Origin of the sequence: Streptomyces sp. NBC_00057 (assembly GCF_045041165.1) — a bacterium.
Taxonomy (GTDB): domain Bacteria; phylum Actinomycetota; class Actinomycetes; order Streptomycetales; family Streptomycetaceae; genus Streptomyces.
Genome location: NZ_CP108256.1, coordinates 6,649,290 through 6,666,301 on the forward strand (window position 1 = coordinate 6,649,290; position 17,012 = coordinate 6,666,301).

General features: G+C 69.7%; 17 protein-coding genes and 1 riboswitch. Of the genes, 8 read left to right on the plus strand and 9 right to left on the minus strand.

Annotated elements, in window-relative coordinates; genetic code table 11:
- Positions 1-20: 20 nt before the first annotated feature.
- Together OG953_RS31320 and OG953_RS31325 are read right to left on the minus strand one after the other, a co-directional pair.
- Complete coding sequence (locus OG953_RS31320; protein ID WP_405688557.1) at positions 21-1,958, minus strand: anthranilate synthase family protein; 1,938 nt, start codon at positions 1,956-1,958, stop codon at positions 21-23.
- Positions 1,959-2,052: 94 nt separating this feature from the next.
- On the minus strand, positions 2,053-2,139 hold the full coding sequence (locus OG953_RS31325) for a trp operon leader peptide (protein ID WP_107451293.1): 87 nt from the start codon (positions 2,137-2,139) through the stop codon (positions 2,053-2,055).
- A 73-nt stretch (positions 2,140-2,212) separates the two neighbouring features.
- Between OG953_RS31325 and OG953_RS31330 the strand changes: the two genes are divergently transcribed.
- Positions 2,213-3,559, plus strand: a complete 1,347-nt coding sequence (locus OG953_RS31330) for a class II 3-deoxy-7-phosphoheptulonate synthase (RefSeq protein WP_405688558.1) — start codon at positions 2,213-2,215, stop codon at positions 3,557-3,559.
- A 169-nt stretch (positions 3,560-3,728) separates the two neighbouring features.
- Entirely contained in the window at positions 3,729-4,025 is a 297-nt protein-coding gene (locus tag OG953_RS31335; RefSeq protein ID WP_405688559.1) for a bacterioferritin-associated ferredoxin, read from the plus strand.
- Between the two features lie 15 nt (positions 4,026-4,040).
- Here OG953_RS31335 and bfr read toward each other — a convergent pair whose 3' ends face one another.
- On the minus strand, positions 4,041-4,520 hold the full coding sequence (bfr, locus tag OG953_RS31340) for a bacterioferritin (protein WP_405688561.1): 480 nt from the start codon (positions 4,518-4,520) through the stop codon (positions 4,041-4,043).
- 154 nt (positions 4,521-4,674) lie between these two features.
- On the opposite strand from bfr, the gene OG953_RS31345 reads away from it, so the two are divergent.
- Positions 4,675-5,307: a sulfite oxidase-like oxidoreductase gene (locus OG953_RS31345; RefSeq protein WP_405688564.1), complete on the plus strand. Its 633-nt coding sequence runs from the start codon at positions 4,675-4,677 to the stop codon at positions 5,305-5,307.
- Positions 5,308-5,339: 32 nt separating this feature from the next.
- Here the strand turns inward: OG953_RS31345 and OG953_RS31350 are convergent, their stop codons facing one another.
- From OG953_RS31350 to thiO, 6 genes are all read right to left on the minus strand, one after another.
- Entirely contained in the window at positions 5,340-5,933 is a 594-nt protein-coding gene (locus OG953_RS31350) for a DUF4396 domain-containing protein (protein WP_405688566.1), read from the minus strand.
- Between the two features lie 101 nt (positions 5,934-6,034).
- Positions 6,035-6,892 (minus strand): deoxyribonuclease IV, encoded by an 858-nt coding sequence (locus OG953_RS31355; protein WP_405688567.1) that lies wholly within the window; start codon positions 6,890-6,892, stop codon positions 6,035-6,037.
- Between the two features lie 6 nt (positions 6,893-6,898).
- Positions 6,899-8,815 (minus strand): Stk1 family PASTA domain-containing Ser/Thr kinase, encoded by a 1,917-nt coding sequence (pknB, locus tag OG953_RS31360; RefSeq protein WP_405688568.1) that lies wholly within the window; start codon positions 8,813-8,815, stop codon positions 6,899-6,901.
- A gap of 121 nt (positions 8,816-8,936) precedes the next feature.
- Entirely contained in the window at positions 8,937-9,731 is a 795-nt protein-coding gene (locus OG953_RS31365; RefSeq protein ID WP_405688569.1) for a thiazole synthase, read from the minus strand.
- Positions 9,732-9,733: 2 nt separating this feature from the next.
- Positions 9,734-9,952 (minus strand): sulfur carrier protein ThiS, encoded by a 219-nt coding sequence (gene thiS / locus OG953_RS31370; protein ID WP_405688571.1) that lies wholly within the window; start codon positions 9,950-9,952, stop codon positions 9,734-9,736.
- Positions 9,949-11,133 carry a glycine oxidase ThiO gene (gene thiO, locus OG953_RS31375; RefSeq protein ID WP_405688573.1) on the minus strand — a complete coding sequence of 395 codons (1,185 nt, stop codon included), beginning with the start codon at positions 11,131-11,133 and terminating at the stop codon, positions 9,949-9,951. The genes thiS and thiO overlap by 4 nt, the downstream gene beginning before the upstream one ends.
- Positions 11,130-11,244, minus strand: a riboswitch (TPP riboswitch). It overlaps the preceding gene by 4 nt.
- A gap of 456 nt (positions 11,245-11,700) precedes the next feature.
- Here thiO and OG953_RS31380 point away from each other — a divergent pair.
- The 5 genes from OG953_RS31380 to metF all read left to right on the plus strand — a co-directional run bounded on the left by OG953_RS31380 (position 11,701) and on the right by metF (position 17,006).
- On the plus strand, positions 11,701-12,957 hold the full coding sequence (locus tag OG953_RS31380; protein ID WP_405688575.1) for an NAD(P)/FAD-dependent oxidoreductase: 1,257 nt from the start codon (positions 11,701-11,703) through the stop codon (positions 12,955-12,957).
- A 117-nt stretch (positions 12,958-13,074) separates the two neighbouring features.
- On the plus strand, positions 13,075-14,823 hold the full coding sequence (locus tag OG953_RS31385; protein WP_405688576.1) for a peptide-N4-asparagine amidase: 1,749 nt from the start codon (positions 13,075-13,077) through the stop codon (positions 14,821-14,823).
- Between the two features lie 43 nt (positions 14,824-14,866).
- A complete protein-coding gene (locus tag OG953_RS31390) occupies positions 14,867-15,232 on the plus strand; it encodes an Rv2175c family DNA-binding protein (RefSeq protein ID WP_405688577.1) in 366 nt (121 codons plus the stop codon).
- A gap of 103 nt (positions 15,233-15,335) precedes the next feature.
- Positions 15,336-15,989 (plus strand): thiamine phosphate synthase, encoded by a 654-nt coding sequence (gene thiE, locus OG953_RS31395; RefSeq protein ID WP_405688579.1) that lies wholly within the window; start codon positions 15,336-15,338, stop codon positions 15,987-15,989.
- Positions 15,990-16,088: 99 nt separating this feature from the next.
- Positions 16,089-17,006 carry a methylenetetrahydrofolate reductase [NAD(P)H] gene (gene metF / locus OG953_RS31400; RefSeq protein ID WP_405688580.1) on the plus strand — a complete coding sequence of 306 codons (918 nt, stop codon included), beginning with the start codon at positions 16,089-16,091 and terminating at the stop codon, positions 17,004-17,006.
- Positions 17,007-17,012 lie beyond the last annotated feature (6 nt).

Here is a 17,012-nt window from a genome sequence, read left to right on the forward strand (position 1 = left end):
CCGGGACCCGGGAGCCCCCTTCAGCCGGCCACCGGCAGCCCTGCCAGCAGCCCGGCCACGATCGTCGCGCCGCGCAGTGTCAGCACCGACTCCGGGTGGAACTGCACCGAGGCGAAGCCCGGACCGCGCAGTGCGTGCAGCTCCCCGGTCGCCTCGTCCAGGCTCGCCTCGACACCGTGCGCCGCCAGCTCGGTGACCGCGCCGTCGTCGCAGCGCGCGGTGAAGCTGTTGTAGAAGCCGACCGTCTCCGGCCGCCCGAACAGATCGATCCGGGTCTGCGTGCCCTGGTACGGCACGGTCTTGCGGACGATCTCCAGACCCAGCTCCGCCGCGATCAGCTCATGGCCGAGGCAGACCCCCAGCAGCCCGTGCCGGTGATCACGGACCAGCTCCACGGCGAACTCGCGCAGCAGCCGCATCTTCGGGTCGGTGGTGTCACCCGGATCCCCGGGCCCGGGGCCCAGCACGACCGGACCCTCGTGTGCCCGTACGCGCTCGCGCAGCCCCGGCTCGTCGTAGCGGTGCACCGACACCTCCAGACCCGAGGAGCGCAGCAGATGCGCCAGCATCGCGGTGAAGGTGTCCTCACCGTCGATCACCAGCGCATGGCCGGACAGCTCGTGCGTACGCTCCTGCATCCGCAGCCAGAACGGCGCGAGACCGTCGCGCCGGGCGTCCAGTGCCGCCTGCACCCGCGGATCGCCCGTCAGTTGCGGACGTGCCGCCTCGGCCCGCGGCCGGCCTGGCCGCACCCCCAGTGCGGCCAGCACGCCGGCCGCCTTCGCATGGGTCTCGGCGACCTCGCTGTCCGGATCGGAGTGGCGTACGAGCGTCGCCCCGACCGGTACTTGCACATGCCCGTCGGCCGAGATGTCGGCGGTACGGATCAGGATCGGCGAGTCCAGGGTCTGCGCCCCGCCCGGCTCCTGCCGCAGCAGCGCCAGCGCGCCCGCGTAGTAGCCGCGGCCACCGGGCTCGTACCGCTCGATGACCCGGCAGGCGTTCTGCACGGGGGAGCCGGTGACCGTCGCCGCGAACATGGTCTCCTTCAGCACCTCCCGCACGTCCAGCGAGGAACGCCCGCGCAGCTCGTACTCCGTGTGTGCGAGATGGGCCATCTCCTTGAGCCGCGGCCCGACCACCACCCCGCCCATGTCGCCGACGGTGCACATCATCTTGAGTTCCTCGTCGACCACCATGGAGAGCTCGTCCCTCTCCTTGCGGTCGGAGAGGAAGGCCAGCAGATTCTCGACGGTCGGGCCCTCGGCGGGGTAGCGGTACGTCCCGCTGATCGGGTTCATCACGACCGTCCCGCCGGACATCCGCACATGCACCTCGGGGCTGGCGCCGACCAGTGTCCGCCCACCCGTCACCCACCGCCGCCCCGATGCGGAGGGCCCTTCGGGCCCGCTGTCACCTGTGTGTACGACGAACGTCCAGTACGCGCCCCGCTCACCGGCCAGCAGCCGCCGGAAGAGGGCCAGTGCGTCGGCCCGGCCGAAGCCGGGGATCTCGCCCCGGAAGGTCCGCCGGATGACGAAGTTCGCTCCCTCTCCCTGCCCGATCTCGTCCTCGATGACCCGCCGGACGATCCCGGCGTACTCCTCGTCGGGGACGTCGAAGGTACCGCCCTCGACCCGCACGTCATGGACCGGCAGGTGGTCCAGCACCTCGGTCAGCGGCAGTTCGTACGTCTCCTCCGCGGCCAGCACGGACAGCGGCGTCCCGTCGTCGCGCACGTCGAAACCGCGCTCGGCGATCTGCCGGAACGGCACCAGGGCCAGCGAGGGCAGCGCACCGACCGGGAGATCGGCGAGCCGGTCCGCTTCCCGCACAGGGCCGATCAGCACCTCGACGGTGTCCTGGTCGTGGCCGGGGGTGCGCCGGCGCAGCAGCGCGAACGGCGGGCAGTCGTCACGGAGAAGCCTCTCGATGACGAGGTCGGTGCGGTGAGGCATGGGGGGTGTTCCTTCCGGATGGAGGAACGGCTCCCGAAACGCAGAGAAGGCCGCCCCTCGGGCGGCCTTCGCGTGGTCTGTTGCGCGCGATCGATCAGTGGGCCGCCGGATGAGCGGTCCACCACCAGTTCTGGTTTGTCTGCGCGAACATGTTCCGAACCCTAACGGATGACCACGTCATCCGAGGGCGCGTCTCAACTATTGAGCTTACGGATGGACGCACCGCCCGACCCCGTAATGTTGTCGATGTGACCGTGAACGCCAATACCTCCGTCGCCGGTGGCAACACCTGGCGAGACCTTCCCGCGGCGCAGCAGCCCGAGTACCCCGATGCCGAGGCTCTGCGCGATGTACTCGCGGACCTCGCGTCGTATCCCCCGCTCGTCTTCGCGGGTGAGTGCGACCAGCTGCGTGCCCGCATGGGAGCCGTCGCCAAGGGCGAGGCGTTCCTGCTGCAGGGCGGTGACTGCGCCGAGGCCTTCGACGCCGTGTCGGCCGAGCACATCCGGGCCAAGCTGAAGACGCTGCTCCAGATGAGCGCCGTCCTGACCTACGCGGCCTCCGTACCCGTCGTCAAGGTGGGCCGGATCGCCGGGCAGTACTCCAAGCCGCGCTCCAAGTCGACCGAGACCCGCGACGGCGTCACCCTGCCGACCTACCGCGGCGACTCCGTCAACGGCTTCGCCTTCACCGAGGAAGCCCGCGTCCCGGACCCTGAGCGGCTGAAGCAGATGTACCACGCATCCGCTTCCACGCTGAACCTGGTCCGCGCCTTCACCACCGGCGGTTACGCCGACCTGCGCCAGGTGCACGCCTGGAACCAGGACTTCGTGAAGTCGTCTCCGTCCGGCCAGCGCTACGAGGCGCTCGCCCGCGAGATCGACAACGCGCTGAACTTCATGAAGGCGTGCGGTACGGACCCGGCCGAGTTCAAGGCGGTCGAGTTCTACTCCTCGCACGAGGGTCTGCTGCTGGACTACGAGTCGGCGCTGACCCGCACCGACTCGCGCACCGGCCGGCTGTACGACACCTCCGGCCACATGGTCTGGATCGGTGAGCGCACCCGCCAGATGGACGGCGCGCACATCGAGTTCGCCTCGAAGATCCGTAACCCCATCGGCATCAAGCTCGGCCCGACGACCACCGTCGACGAGGCGCTCGGCTACATCGAACGCCTCGACCCCGAGCGCGAGCCCGGCCGGCTGACCTTCATCGTCCGCATGGGCGCCGACAAGGTCCGCGACAAGCTCCCCGACCTGGTCGAGAAGGTCACCGCCTCCGGCGCCACCGTGGCGTGGGTTACCGACCCGATGCACGGCAACACCTTCGAGGCCGCCTCCGGCCACAAGACCCGTCGCTTCGACGACGTCCTTGACGAGGTCAAGGGCTTCTTCGAGGTGCACAAGGGTCTCGGCACGCACCCGGGCGGCATCCACGTCGAGCTCACCGGTGACGATGTCACCGAGTGCGTCGGTGGCGGACACGAGATCTTCGTGGACGATCTGCACCAGCGCTACGAGACGGCATGCGACCCGCGGCTCAACCGCAGCCAGTCCCTCGACCTGGCGTTCCTGGTCGCCGAGATGTACCGGGACCAGTAGGCATCACTGCGGGCAACGCGCGTACGACTGTGGGGCACGGATCGATGTGATCCGTGCCCCACAGGGCGTTCGGAGGCTTTCAAGGGCCTGGAGCGCCGGGTAAGGTTAGGTTGGCCTCACCGATTAACGGGGTGGCGCCGACGACCGATCCCGCCGGGAGGTGAACCGCATGTACGTCTGCTCGTGCTTCGGCATTACGGAGAAGCAGGTCAAGGAACATGCGGAAGCCGGGGCGTGCACGCCCCGGCAGATAGCCTCCGCCTGCAAGGCGGGCACGGACTGCGGCGGCTGCGTCCGCGCGATCCAGGCCGTGCTCGGCCGCGGCGCCTGCCCGCGCCGCGAGCTGATCGACCGGAAGCGGACGCCGGGCACTGCCGCCGACGCCGCCACGGACACCGTCCCCGAGGTCGATCGGGGTATCGCCCCGGGCGTGGCCCCGGGTATCCAGCTCCCTGAAGCGGCCTGATCCGCCGGGCAGGCCCTAGCTGTCGGGCTGCTCGATCTGCTGGGCGATGTAGAGCGGCTCGCCGAGCTTCTCGACCAGTTCCAGCTGGGTGTCGAGGTAGTCGATGTGGTGCTCCTCGTCCTCCAGGATCGACTCAAAGATGTTTGCGGACGTGATGTCGCCTTTGCTGCGCATCAGCTCGATCCCGCGCTTGAGGCGGTCGATCGCCTCCACCTCGACCTGGCGGTCGGCCTGGAACATCTCGGTGACGGTCTGACCCACCCGTACGTGGAACAGTCGTTGGTAGTTGGGCAGTCCATCGAGGAAGAGAATGCGGTCCGTGAGGATCTCGGCGTGCTTCATCTCGTCGAACGACTCGGAGCGGGTGTACTTCGCGAGCTTCGTCCAGCCGAAGTTGTCCTGCATCTTTGCATGCAGGAAGTACTGATTGATGGCGGTCAACTCGGCGGTCAGCTGCTCGTTCAGGAACTCAAGGACCTCGGGGTCGCCCTGCATCGCAGAGGCTCCTTCCAACCGGTGAACTGGGCAAGTTGGCCGCATCCTCGCACCGCACCCCGTCATCGTCCAGTAAGTACATGCTTAGTACGAGTTGCCCGAATTGACCTTGCCCTGGTCGGGACCACCCCTGCCTGTCTGTCACCATGGAGTCATGGGTCAGCCGGAAAGCCGGGAAAACAGCGCGTCGGAGCAGTCCGAGCTTCCGCCGGGACAGCGACTCCAGCGTGGTTGGCCGGTTACCCACTACGGGCCTGTGCCCAAGTTCAAGCCCGACCGCTGGGAGTTCCGGGTCTTCGGCGCCACGGCGGACGGCGAGAAGCGCTGCTGGAACCACCAGGAGTTCTCGGTACTGCCGTTCACCTCGGTCGTCGCCGACCTGCACTGCGTCACCAAATTCAGCATGCTCGGCGCCGAATGGGGCGGGGTGCTCGCCCGCACGGTCCTGGAACTCGCGCCACCCGCGCCGAACGTCACCCATGTGATGGTCTGGGCCGAGTACGGGTTCAGCTCGAACCTTCGGCTCTCCGACTTCGCCTCGGACCGAACACTTTTCGCCACCCACAAGGGCGGTGAGCTGCTCACCGCGGAGCACGGCTTCCCGCTCCGGCTCGTCGTGCCGCACCTCTATGCCTGGAAGGGGCCCAAGTGGGTCCGGGGCGTCGAGTACATGACGGCCGACCGCCGCGGCTTCTGGGAGGAGCGCGGCTATCACAACATCGGCGACCCGTGGCGCGAGCAGCGCTACTCCTACCAGGAAGAGTCCGGGGACGGCCCCGAGCTCTGACCTGATGGCTCCCGGGCCGGCCCGGTCCGCCCTCAGTGGTGGTACTGGTGCACCACCGCGTGGCCCTTGCCGCGGCCGATCATCCACTTGTTGACCGGTGTGGTGACGACGAAGGCGACGGCGAGCGAGAGTACGAGCGCTCCCCAGAACAGCGTGTCGGAGAGAGTGGCGTCCATGGCGCCCGGCCACAGTGCGATCACGCCGTTGTCGATCAGCTCCATCATCGCGATGGAGAGGGTGTCGGCGGCGAGGGCGACCCGCAGGGCCGTACGGAAGTCGACGCCCGCCTTCCGGATGGAGTGCAGCGTCAGCGTGTAGCCGAAGAAGAAGGCCAGAACGATCGCGAGCACCATCGTCTCCATGTTGCCCCAGTCGAGCGCCGTGCCGATCACCATGCCGAGGATCTCGCCGATGGCGCATCCGGTGAGGCAGTGCAGGGTGGCCTGTGCGGCGATGGCCCAGCCGGCCTTGCCGAGATGGTGGCCGGTGTGGCTGGTGTGGTCGGCATGACCTGAGTGGGCTGCGTGCTCGCCGTGGTCTACGCGCCTGCTGCGACCTGTGTGCCGCCTGTGCTGCTCGCCCCGCTCATGGTGGCTGTGCTGCTCGTGCTGTGTGTCGTGCTGCATGGCGATCCCCCAATGCCGAGTAGCGGTTCCTGTCGACAGCAAGAACCGTATACCCCCATGGGGTATTCCTCGGCGGGGAAATCAGTGCGCGGCCGAGCCGTTCAGCCCCGGTCGCGCAGCTCCTTCAGTCGCGCCACATCCGCCGCATGCCCCTCCTTGCCGCCCGGCGTCTCGATGATCAGCGGTACACCGGCGGTCGCCGGATGAGTGAAAAGTTCCCGGAACGGCTCCTCGCCGATGTGTCCGGCGCCGATGTTCTCGTGCCGGTCCTTGTGGGCTCCCACCACGTCCTTGGAGTCATTGGCGTGGATCAGTTTCAGCCGGCCCTCGCCGACCGTGTCCACCAGCAGGTCCAGTGTCTGCCGCATGCCCGCCGGGCCCGTCAGGTCGTGGCCCGCCGCGTAGATGTGGCAGGTGTCGAGGCAGATGCCGAGCTTGGGGTGGGCGTCGAGTGCGTCGAAGTACGGGCCGAAGTCCCAGGTCCGCGAACAGAGCGAGAACCCCTGCCCGGCGGTCGACTCCAGCAGCAGATACGGGTCGTCGTCGCGCGTCAGCTCGTCCAGGAGCGGCCGCATGTGCGTGCGTACCTGTCCGAGGGCCTGCTCGCGCGGCCGGCCGCCCGTTGCCGATCCGGTGTGCACCACGACACCCAGGGCGCCGATCTCGCGGGCCCGGCGCAGTGAGTGGCGCAGCGAGTCCACGGACTTCTCGACGGTGGCCACGGTATGCGAACCGAAGTTGATCAGGTACGGGGCATGGATGTACGCCGGTATGGAATCGGCGGCGCACTCGGCGCGGAACCGCTCGTCCTGGGCCGGGTTTCCGGCGGGCGTCGCCCAGCCGCGCGGGTTGGCGACGAAGACCTGGACGGCCTCCGCCGCCATCTCGCGGGCGTAGGGGAGGCCGACCTTGGCGAGGCCGCCGGCCACGGGGACATGGCCGCCGACTGGGTTGCGCATGTGGATCTAGAGTCCCTTGGTCCTGATGGTGATGGTGCTGCCCTCGGGGGCCTGATTGCCGCCGTCGACGGACTGGCTGTCGATGGTGTCGCCGAAGGAGAGGAACGGGCGGTCGACCTTGACCTCGAAGCCCGCGTCCTCCAGCTCGCTCCTGGCGTCATCGACGTCCTTCCCGATGACGTCCGGGACGTCGATCATCCGCGGTCCCTTGGAGACCGTGAGCGTGATGGTGTCGCCCTCGGCGGCCTCGGTGCCCTCGCCCGGCGACTGACGGGCGATGTCGCCCGCATCCTCGGGGGAGCTGACCCGGTCGGGCAGCACCTTTGCCTTCAGCCCCTTCTCGTCCAGCGCGGTGGTGGCGTCCTCGACGGACAGCCCGGTGACATCCGGGACGTCGACCGGAGCGCCCTTGCTGACGACGAGGGCGACCGCGGAGTCCGGGTGGCGCTCGGTGCCCGCCACCGGGTCCGTGCGGATCACCTCGCCCCGTCCCGTCTCCTGGCTGAACTCCTTGGTGACCATACCGGGCACCAGACCCGCCTCCTTCAGCGCGCGCCTGGCATCCCCGAGTGAGAGGTCCTGGACATCGGGCACCTTCACGGTCTCCGGACCGCGCGAGACGACGAGCGTCACCGCATCGTTCCCCCGGATGCGGGCACCGGACTCGGGGTCGCTGCTGATGACCTTGCCGCGCTCGACGGTATCGCTGTAGGCCCGTTCGACGCTCTTGAGTTCCAGGCCGGCGTCCGAGAGCCGCTCCCGGGCGGTCTTCTCGGTCTGGCCGAGCACCGAGGGGACCCGGGTGAACTGCCCGGAGTTGATGTACCAGACACCGGTGCCGATACCCAGCGCCAGCAGCACCGCGACGACCACGGCGATGACGGAGCGCCGCGGGCCGCCGTGGCGCAGGCCGTGCGGCGCGGGCTGCGGCGGTGTCGGCGGGGGCATCTCCAGCCGGCTGGTGTGGTGGGCCACGCCCTGGTCGGCCGGGAGCAGCCGCGGGATCACGCTCGTGCGGTCCTCGGCGGCGTCGTGCACCTCGGCGAGAGCCTGCGGCGGTACGGCGTCCAGCTGGGCGTCGGTGAGGCCGGAGCGGGCCTCGCGGGTCTCGGCGAGCAGCGCCACCGCGTCGAACGGGCGGAGCTCGGGGTTACGGGCGGTGGCGACGGCCACCAGGTCGTCGAGCTCGACCGGGAGCCCCGGGACGGTGGCCGACGGGGCCGGGACGTCCTCGTTGAGGTGCTGGTAGATGACCTGGGCGGGGGTGTCGCCGGCGTGCGGTTTGGAGCCGGTCAGCATCTCGTACAGGACGACACCGCAGGCGTACACATCGGTGCGGGTGTCCGCCGTGCCGTGCTCTATCTGCTCGGGGGCGAGATAGGAGACGGTGCCCAGGACGGACCCGGTGGTGTTGGTGACGGCGCCCACGGCCCGTACGAGACCGAAGTCGGCGACCTTGACCCGGCCGTCGTCCCCTATCAGGACGTTCTCAGGCTTCATGTCGCGGTGCACGAAGCCCGCGCGGTGCGCGGCGCCGAGGGCGGCGAGGACCGGCTCCAGGATGTCCAGTGCGGCCCTCGGCTGCAGGGCGCCGCGCTCGCGCAGTACGTCGCGCAGGGTGCAGCCCGCGACGTACTCCATCGCGAGGTAGACGTACTGCCCCTGGGCGCCCTGGTCGAAGACCGCGACGACATTGGGGTGCGCGAGCCGGGCCACGGACTTGGCCTCGCGGATGAAGCGCTCGACGAACGAGGCATCTGTGGCGAGCGCCGGGTGCATCACCTTGAGGGCGAGCACCCGGTCGAGCCGGGTGTCCACGGCCCGGTAGACCGTGGCCATGCCGCCCACGGCGATGCGGGCATCGACGCGGTAGCGGCCGTCGAGCAGCTGCCCGACGAGAGGGTCCTGGAGGGTCGTATCCACGCATGCGAGTCTACGAGCTGCCACGGACACGGCTCACGGCCCCGGGCAGACCCGGGGCCGTACTGCAGCCGAGCCGTGACAGGGACATGCGCGACGCAGCCGCCGGCGGCGGTCCGGTGGGTCAGAACGCCGGGCGCTCCGGGTCCAGCGCCGCGCGCCCCTCCACCGGCGACGAGGCCTCGGCGAAGTGGCGGCGCGGGATCCGGCCCGCGCGGTACGCCAGCCGCCCTCCCTCCACCGCATGACGCATCGCCGCGGCCATCAGCTCGGGTTCCTGGGCCCGGGTCACCGCGGACGCCAGCATCACCGCCGCGCACCCCAGCTCCATCGCGAGCGCCGCGTCCGAGGCCGTCCCGGCGCCCGCGTCGAGAATCACCGGCACCCGGGCCTGCTCGACGATCAGCTGGAAGTTGTGCGGATTGCGGATGCCGAGGCCGGAGCCGATGGGGGAGCCGAGCGGCATGATCGCCGCGCACCCCACGTCCTGGAGCCTGCGGGCCAGCACCGGGTCGTCATTGGTGTACGGAAGCACCGTGAAGCCGTCGTCCACCAGGGTCTCCGCGGCGTCCAGCAGCTCGATCGGGTCGGGCAGCAGGGTCCGCTCGTCGGCCACGACCTCCAGCTTGATCCAGTCGGTGTCCAGCGCCTCGCGGGCCAGCCGGGCGGTCAGCACGGCCTCGCCCGCGGTGAAGCAACCTGCCGTGTTCGGCAGCACGCGGATGGAGAGCCGCTGGAGCACGGAGAGCACCGAGCCCTGCACGGTCGGATCGAGGCGGCGCATCGCGACGGTGGTGAGCTCGGTACCGGAGGCGGTCAGGGAGCGTTCCAGCACGTCGAGGCTGGGCGCTCCGCCGGTTCCCATGATCAACCGGGAGCCGAAGGCGGTATCGCCGAGGGCGAAGAGGTCGTCGGACATGGTCAGCCTCCCTGGACCGCGGTCAGGACCTCGACGCGGTCACCGTCACCGAGTGCGGCGGTGGACCACCGGCCGCGCGGGACGACGGTCTCGTTGACGGCGGCCGCGACGCCGGAGTGCGCGGCGGTCAGGGTGGCGACAAGGGTGTCCAGGGTGGTGCCCGCGGCGAGGAGACGGACCTCGCCGTTCACGGACACGGAGAGGGGTGCGGGATCGGTCATGCGGGCTGCTCCTGACGTACGGAGACGGCGGCGGACGAGAAACGGTGCGGGGTGAAGGGGCGGGCCACCTCGGGCAGCTCGCCTGTGGTGAGGAGCTCTGCCATGACGTCACCGGTGACGGGGGTCAGCAGCACCCCGTTGCGGTGGTGGCCGGTGGCGAGGTGGAGGCCGGGCAGGGCGGTCGGGCCGAGCAGCGGGGCGTTGTCGGGGGAAGCGGGGCGCAGGCCGGCCCCGGTCTCGGTGAGCGGCAGCTCGGTGATGCCGGGCACCAGCTCGTGGGCGTCCCGCAGCAGCTCGTAGACGCCGCCCGCGGTGACGGTGGCGTCCCAGCCCATCTCCTCGCTGGTGGCGCCGACGACCAGTTCGCCGTTCTCGCGCGGTACGAGATAGACATGGCTGCCCCGGACCACGGCCCGGACCGTCCGGGTGAGGAACGGTGCGTACGCGGCGGGCACGGTCAGCCGCAGCACCTGCCCCTTCACCGGCCGGACCGGCGGCACGACCTCGTCCGGCAGCCCCGGGAGCCGGCCACTGAGGCTGCCCGCGGCGAGCACGACCTGGTCGGCGGCGAGCTCCGTACCCCCGGCGAGCACGGCTCCGGCGGCCCGGTCGCGTATCACCGTCAGGCGCTCCACCCAGCCGCGGTGGAAGACCACCCCGGCCCGCTCGCAGGCGGTCAGCAGTGCGGCGGCCAGCAGGCGGGGATCGATCTGGTGGTCGCCCTCGACCCGCAGACCGCCGCGGACGCCCGGCGCGAGCATCGGCTCCAGGCGGCGGCACTCGCGGCCGGTGAGCCACTCCGACTCCAGGCCCGAACGCTGCTGCAGGGCGTGAAGGTCCCGCAGATGGGCACGGTCGTCGGAGTCCAGCGCGACGGCCAGGGTGCCGCAGGCGCGGAAGCCGGTCTCCTGTCCGCTCGCCGCCTCCAGCTCGGCCGCGAAGGCCGGATAGCGGGCGGCCGAGGCGACATTGAGGCCCAGCAGCATCTGTTCGCCGTAGTGGAGTTCGGTGACGGCGGCCAGCATGCCGGCCGCCACCCGGGCGGCTCCGCCACCCGGTTCGGGATCGACGACCGCGGTGCGCAGTCCGCGTTGCGCGGCCCGCCAGGCGGTCACCAGACCGATGATCCCGCCCCCGATGACAAGGACATCGGATCCGTTCCCGTTCCGAGAAGAACGCATGGGTGCCCAACCCCTCCCTTCGCCGGCATGACCCGGATCAGGTTCGTACGGTCGAAGGCCGCTCCAGCCTCCCTCTCAGCCCGGTGCGTCCGGGCTCCCGCGAGTGTTTTACGTTGGCCACCCTAAACCGTTCCTGGGCAGTGAGCAGGAACAGGTCCTGTCCCACCGGCACGCCCCGAACGGTCTTGGGCGCACTGGTCCTCCGCTTTCGCCTCCTGGGCGGCGACGCATATCCCGTATGCGGTCCGTCCCAGGTGGGTGGAATCCCTACGACCTGGTCATGTGGGTGTGGCCAGAGGCGACGGGGAGGCCCCGAACCATTACTCCGGTGATACGGGGGCCCCGACTGCTGACGCCACACTCGGCGTCCCAGATCGCACCGCGCACATTACGCACACATGGCCGGGCATACCCACAGATCGTCACACTGTTCACCCAATCGTGCCCATGTTCGCCAAAACCGGGCGCTGGTCGAGCAGCTGTGAACCGAGTTGCAGAGCAGCGGGACGAGCACGGTCGAAGAGCTCCCCCTTTCCTGACGATTCGTCAGATGCGTAAGGTGTACTAGTGAGCGAGCAGCAGCAGTCAGAGCAGCCGGACCGGCAGGCAGGGCGCCGCGTCGTCATCGTCGGCGCGGGCATGGCCGGCGTGCAGACGGCGGTGGCCCTACGGGAACAGGGCTTCACCGGCTCCGTCGCCCTGATCGGCGCCGAACCGCACCAGCCCTACGACCGGCCCCCGCTGTCCAAGGCGGTACTGCTCGGCAAGGCCGAGGACTCCGCCTTCGACGTCGACTTCGACGCGCTGGACATCGATCTGCAGCTGGGCCGCGAAGTCACCGGTGTGCGGCCGGGCGCGCATGAGCTGGACACCCCGTCGGGACCCGTTGCATACGACGTCCTGGTGATCGCGACCGGCGCCGAACCGGTCGTCCTGCCCGGCGCCGAGGGGGTTCCCGGCGTCCATCTGCTGCGCACCCTCGACGACGCGGCACGGCTGCGGCCCGTACTCGACGGGCAGCACGGCGTCGTGGTCGTCGGCGCGGGCTGGATCGGTGCCGAGTTCGCCACCGCGGCCCGCGCCGCGGGCTGCGAGGTCACCGTCGTCGAGGCCGCCGACCGGCCCCTCGCGGGCGCGATGCCCGCCGAGGTCGCCGCCCCGATGACCGCCTGGTACGCCGAGAGCGGCGCCGAACTCCTCACCGGAGCCCGGGTCGCCCGCATCGAACCCGGCCGGGTGATCCTCGCGGACGGCCGCACGATCCCGGCCGGAGCGGTCGTCGTCGGAATCGGCGCACGGCCCGCCACGGGCTGGCTGGCCGGCTCCGGCATCGCGCTCGGCCCCGACGGATCGGTGACCGCCGACGGGACGCTGCGCACCTCGGTCCCCGATGTGTACGCGGTCGGTGACTGCGCCTCGTTCCCCTCCTTGCGGTACGGCGAACGCCTTCTCATCCACCACTGGGACAACGCACTCCAGGGCCCTCGGACCGCCGCCGCCAACATCATCGGGGCGGGGGCCGAGGACGGCCCGGCTCCGCGGACGTACGACCCTGTGCCGTACTTCTGGTCCGAGCAGTTCGACCGGTTCGTGCAGTACGCGGGCCACCACGGGAGCGCCGACACCCTGCTGTGGCGCGGCGATCCGGCCGGTCCCTCCTGGTCGGTGTGCTGGCTGCGGGACGACGTCCTGGTCGCGGTCCTCGCCGTCGGCCGGCCACGCGATCTGGCGCAGGGGCGCAAGCTCATCGAGGCGGGGGCACGGCTCGATCCGGAGCGGGCCGGTGACCCGTCCGTACCGCTGAAGTCGGCGACTCGTCAGTAGGCGTACGGGCAAAGGACGTTGACGTCCGCTATGTGGACGACCCCTTGGGAGGAGGGAAAAGTTAGTGCACTGTGCATCTTTTAGAGTGCTCATTTCATATCTCTTCGAAGGATGCGCATGTTTCGACACAGATGGGCCCGCGCGCTGCGCGGAATCTCCATGGCCTCGGCGTCGATCGCCCTCGTCGGAGGCGCACTCGCCGCCCCGGCGTACGCGGGCACCGCTCCCCAGCCCGGTTCCAACCCGGCTGTCGACTACCAGGACCCGATCGACGCGCTGCCGCCGGTCTCCCGCCCGGACACCAAGCACTGCTCGGTGACGGCCGTCGACCACGACTTCGGCTACACCCTCGGCGGACCGCCGTACACCACCACGCTCACCCCGCCCGAGAAGTGCAAGGGGCCGTGGAACAAGGTCGTCCTCGACTGGTCGGGCAGCGTGAAGGGGCGTCAGTACGACCGTCTCGCCGCGGTCTTCGTCGGTGGCGCGGAGGTCTTCCGCACCAGCACCGCCGAGCCCGACGACGACGGCATCAGCTGGCACGTCGCCAAGGACATCACCGACTTCGCGCCGCTCCTCAAGGACCCGCAGAAGCTCCAGCTCGAACTGGGCAATGTCGTCAACGAGACGTATACCGGCGTGTACAAGATCAAGCTGACGGTCACGTACTACCAGGCCGACAAGCGCCACCCGGCCGCCACCACGGCCGACAGCATCGTCCCGCTCGGTGACACCAACTCCGGCGGCGCCCCCTGGATGAACGTCGGCAAGGGCGGCTCCACCCGCACCGAGGTCACCTTCCCGCGCAATCTGACCAACGCGCGCCTGGAGGTCTACGCACGCGGGGGCGGCTGCGACGAGCAGTGGTTCGACGCGGTCCCCAGCGACCTGGCGGAAACCGCTCCGGACTACCTCTGCGGCGGCGGCCCCTACCGTGAGGTGCAGGTCGCGGTGGACGGACAGCCCGCCGGTCTCGCCCAGCCGTACCCCGTGGTGTACTCCGGCGGCATCGTGCCGACCCTGTGGCGCCCGATCCCGGCCATCGACCAGTTCAAGACCGAGGCGTACGACATCGACCTCACCCCCTTCGCGGGTCTGCTGGCCGACGGCAAGCCGCACGCCATCAGCATCACCCCGTACGGTGCGGCCGACGGCTGGACCGTCGATGGTTCGCTCTTCCTCGACACGGACGCGCACGCGTCCCGCACGAGTGGCAAGGTGACCACCAACACGCTCAGCCACACCCCGGTCGTGAAGACCGTCCAGACCCCGGGCAAGGACGGCTCCACGGACGTCTCCGTGTCGACCGGCCGCTCCTGGAAGATCTCGGGCTATGTCGAGACCTCGAAGGGCCGGGTCACCACCACCGTCGAGCAGAAGTTCGCTTACACCAACACGGACAACGTCTCCCGCACGGGCAGCCATCAGGTGATGCATCAGCGTGACCATGGTTCCACCACGGTGACGACCCAGACCCACGGGCGCACGGACGCGCAGCGGCACACCTGGTCCTACCCCATCGACGTGGACATGGACATCCCGGTGTACGGCGATTACAACAACTACGACCTCAGGGCCGACGTCACCCAGCGCCGTGTGCTCGTCGACACGTCCCGTAAGGGCTCCGCACACGCGTGGCACACAGAAGCGGTCACGGACGACACCGTGGACTCGACCGGCAACCTCGTCCGCACGGGCGGCGTCGTCCAGTCCGCCGACGGAGCCTCGACCGAGAAGTACCGGGGCACCACGGACACCGGAGCCTGCTACTCGCGCTCCCTGACGACCGCGCACGGCTGGGTCACCCGCGACCAGCAGAGCCACTGCCGCGTCGCGGACGTGGTCCGCGACGCCCTGAAGGGCTGAGTCCGGCTACCGACTGTCGGTCCGGGATGGCACGCTTGTCCCTGTGACCGAGATTGACGCAAAGATCGATGCTCTCGTCCCTGCCTGGCTCCACCTTCCCGACATCGCCGAAATGCTCGATGTCGAGGTGACGCGCGTGCGGCAGCTGGTCAAGGAGGGCCAGCTCATCGCCGTACGACGTGGTGAGAACCGGGCGCTTCAGGTGCCTGCCGCCTTCATCGACGGCAACAAGGTGGTCAAGGGGCTCTCCGGAACCCTGACGCTCCTGAGGGACGACGGCTACAGCGACGAAGAGATGCTGGAATGGCTCTTCACCTCCGACCCGACCCTGCCGGGCACCCCTGCCCAGGCACTGAGCGAGAATCGCGGCACGGAGGTGAAGCGCCGCGCCCAGGCGCTCGCCGTCTGACCGCAGGCCGTATGTGAGGGGCGGGCCGCGCAGCAGTGCGCGGCCCGTACCCCCGCGCCGTACCGACAACCGCTCCGCAACGCTCTCCAGGGGGAACCGCGCCATGTCCACGCCTCGCGCGCTGCTGTCCGATGCCCGGCTGTATCTGTGCACGGACGCACGCAGGCGCCAAGGCGATCTCCCCGCGTTCCTCGACGCCGTCCTCTCCAGTGGGGTGGACATCGTCCAGCTGCGCGACAAGGGCATGGAAGCGGCCGAGGAGCTCGAACACCTGGCGGTCTTCGCCGAAGCCTGCAGGCGCCACGGCAGGCTCCTCGCGGTGAACGACCGGGCCGATGTCGCCCACGCCATCGGCTCCGATGTGCTGCACCTCGGCCAGGGCGACCTGCCGGTCCCCGCCGCCCGCGCCACCATCGGCCAGGATGTGGTGATCGGCCGCTCCACCCACGCCGAGTCCGAGGTCGACGCGGCCGTCGCCGAGCCCGGGGTGGACTACTTCTGCACCGGCCCCTGCTGGCCCACTCCGACCAAGCCCGGCCGGCACGCCCCGGGCCTGGACCTCGTGCGGTACGCCGCCTCGCTCGACCAGCGGCGTCCGTGGTTCGCCATCGGCGGGATCGACGCGGGCAATCTCGACGAGGTGCTGGACGCCGGAGCGCGCCGGGTGGTCGTCGTACGGGCGATCACCGAGGCCCCCGACCCGGCCGCCGCCACCGCCGAGCTGGTCGAGCGAATCCGGGCGCGCACCGGAGCGTGATCCGGCCAGATGTCCGAAGGGTGGACAAACAACCAGTCAATTCGGGCAATTGCCGCTGGTCTGGTCCTGTGGCCGTCGCGCTCTGGTTAACCTGCCCGTATGGCCCTTGGCACACCTTCTACCAGGACAGATCACGCGCGCACGGTGCGTGAGCTCCTCGCGACCGGCAAGACTTCGTATTCGTTCGAGTTCTGGGCGCCCAAGACCGAGAAGGGCGAGCGGAACCTCTGGAATGCGCTGCGCCGTGTCGAGGCGGTGGGGCCGAGCTTCGTCTCCGTGACCTACGGGGCCGGTGGCTCCACCCGGGCCGGGACGGTCAAGGCCACCCAGCAGATCGCCGCCGATTCCACCCTCACCCCGGTCGCGCACCTCACGGCGGTCAACCACTCCGTCGCCGAGCTGCGCAACATGATCGGGCAGTACGCCGACGCCGGAATCCGGAACATCCTCGCCGTGCGCGGAGACCCGCCCGGCGACCCGATGGGCGAGTGGGTCGAGCACCCGCAGGGCGTGCGGTACGCGGCTGATCTCGTTCGACTCATCAAGGAATCCGGCGATTTCTGCGTCGGCGTCGCGGCATTTCCCGAGATGCACCCGCGCTCGACCGACTGGGACACCGACACCCGGCATTTCGTGGACAAGTGCCGCGCCGGTGCCGACTATGCGATCACCCAGATGTTCTTCAATCCGGAGGACTATTTGCGGATGCGTGACCGCGTGGTCGCTGCGGGTTGCGAAACGCCGATCATCCCCGAGGTCATGCCGCTGACCAGCGTCAAGCAGTTGGACCGGTTTGCGCAGCTCAGCAACGCGTCTTTCCCTTCCGCGCTGAAAGAACGCATCCTCGCCGCCAAGGAAGATCCCGCCGCTGTACGCTCCATTGGTATCGACTTCGCAACGCAGTTCTGCGCGAGGCTGCGATCCGAGGGTGTACCCGGACTGCACTTCATTACGCTCAACAACTCGACGGCGACGCTCGAAATCTACGAGAATCTCGGACTGCACAAGCAGTCGTGACCGGCC

Bases quoted from the DNA above. Each gene is read 5' to 3' on its own strand.
- OG953_RS31335 (WP_405688559.1), top strand. From the start codon at position 3,729: ATGTACGTCTGCTCGTGCTTCGGCATTACGGAGAAGCAGGTCAAGGAA.
- thiE (WP_405688579.1), top strand. From the start codon at position 15,336: ATGTCCACGCCTCGCGCGCTGCTGTCCGATGCCCGGCTGTATCTGTGC.
- OG953_RS31345 (WP_405688564.1), top strand. From the start codon at position 4,675: ATGGGTCAGCCGGAAAGCCGGGAAAACAGCGCGTCGGAGCAGTCCGAG.
- thiS (WP_405688571.1), bottom strand. From the start codon at position 9,952: ATGACCGATCCCGCACCCCTCTCCGTGTCCGTGAACGGCGAGGTCCGT.
- OG953_RS31355 (WP_405688567.1), bottom strand. From the start codon at position 6,892: ATGCGCAACCCAGTCGGCGGCCATGTCCCCGTGGCCGGCGGCCTCGCC.
- bfr (WP_405688561.1), bottom strand. From the start codon at position 4,520: ATGCAGGGCGACCCCGAGGTCCTTGAGTTCCTGAACGAGCAGCTGACC.
- OG953_RS31325 (WP_107451293.1), bottom strand. From the start codon at position 2,139: ATGACGTGGTCATCCGTTAGGGTTCGGAACATGTTCGCGCAGACAAAC.
- OG953_RS31350 (WP_405688566.1), bottom strand. From the start codon at position 5,933: ATGCAGCACGACACACAGCACGAGCAGCACAGCCACCATGAGCGGGGC.
- OG953_RS31365 (WP_405688569.1), bottom strand. From the start codon at position 9,731: ATGTCCGACGACCTCTTCGCCCTCGGCGATACCGCCTTCGGCTCCCGG.
- OG953_RS31385 (WP_405688576.1), top strand. From the start codon at position 13,075: ATGTTTCGACACAGATGGGCCCGCGCGCTGCGCGGAATCTCCATGGCC.
- OG953_RS31320 (WP_405688557.1), bottom strand. From the start codon at position 1,958: ATGCCTCACCGCACCGACCTCGTCATCGAGAGGCTTCTCCGTGACGAC.
- thiO (WP_405688573.1), bottom strand. From the start codon at position 11,133: ATGCGTTCTTCTCGGAACGGGAACGGATCCGATGTCCTTGTCATCGGG.
- metF (WP_405688580.1), top strand. From the start codon at position 16,089: ATGGCCCTTGGCACACCTTCTACCAGGACAGATCACGCGCGCACGGTG.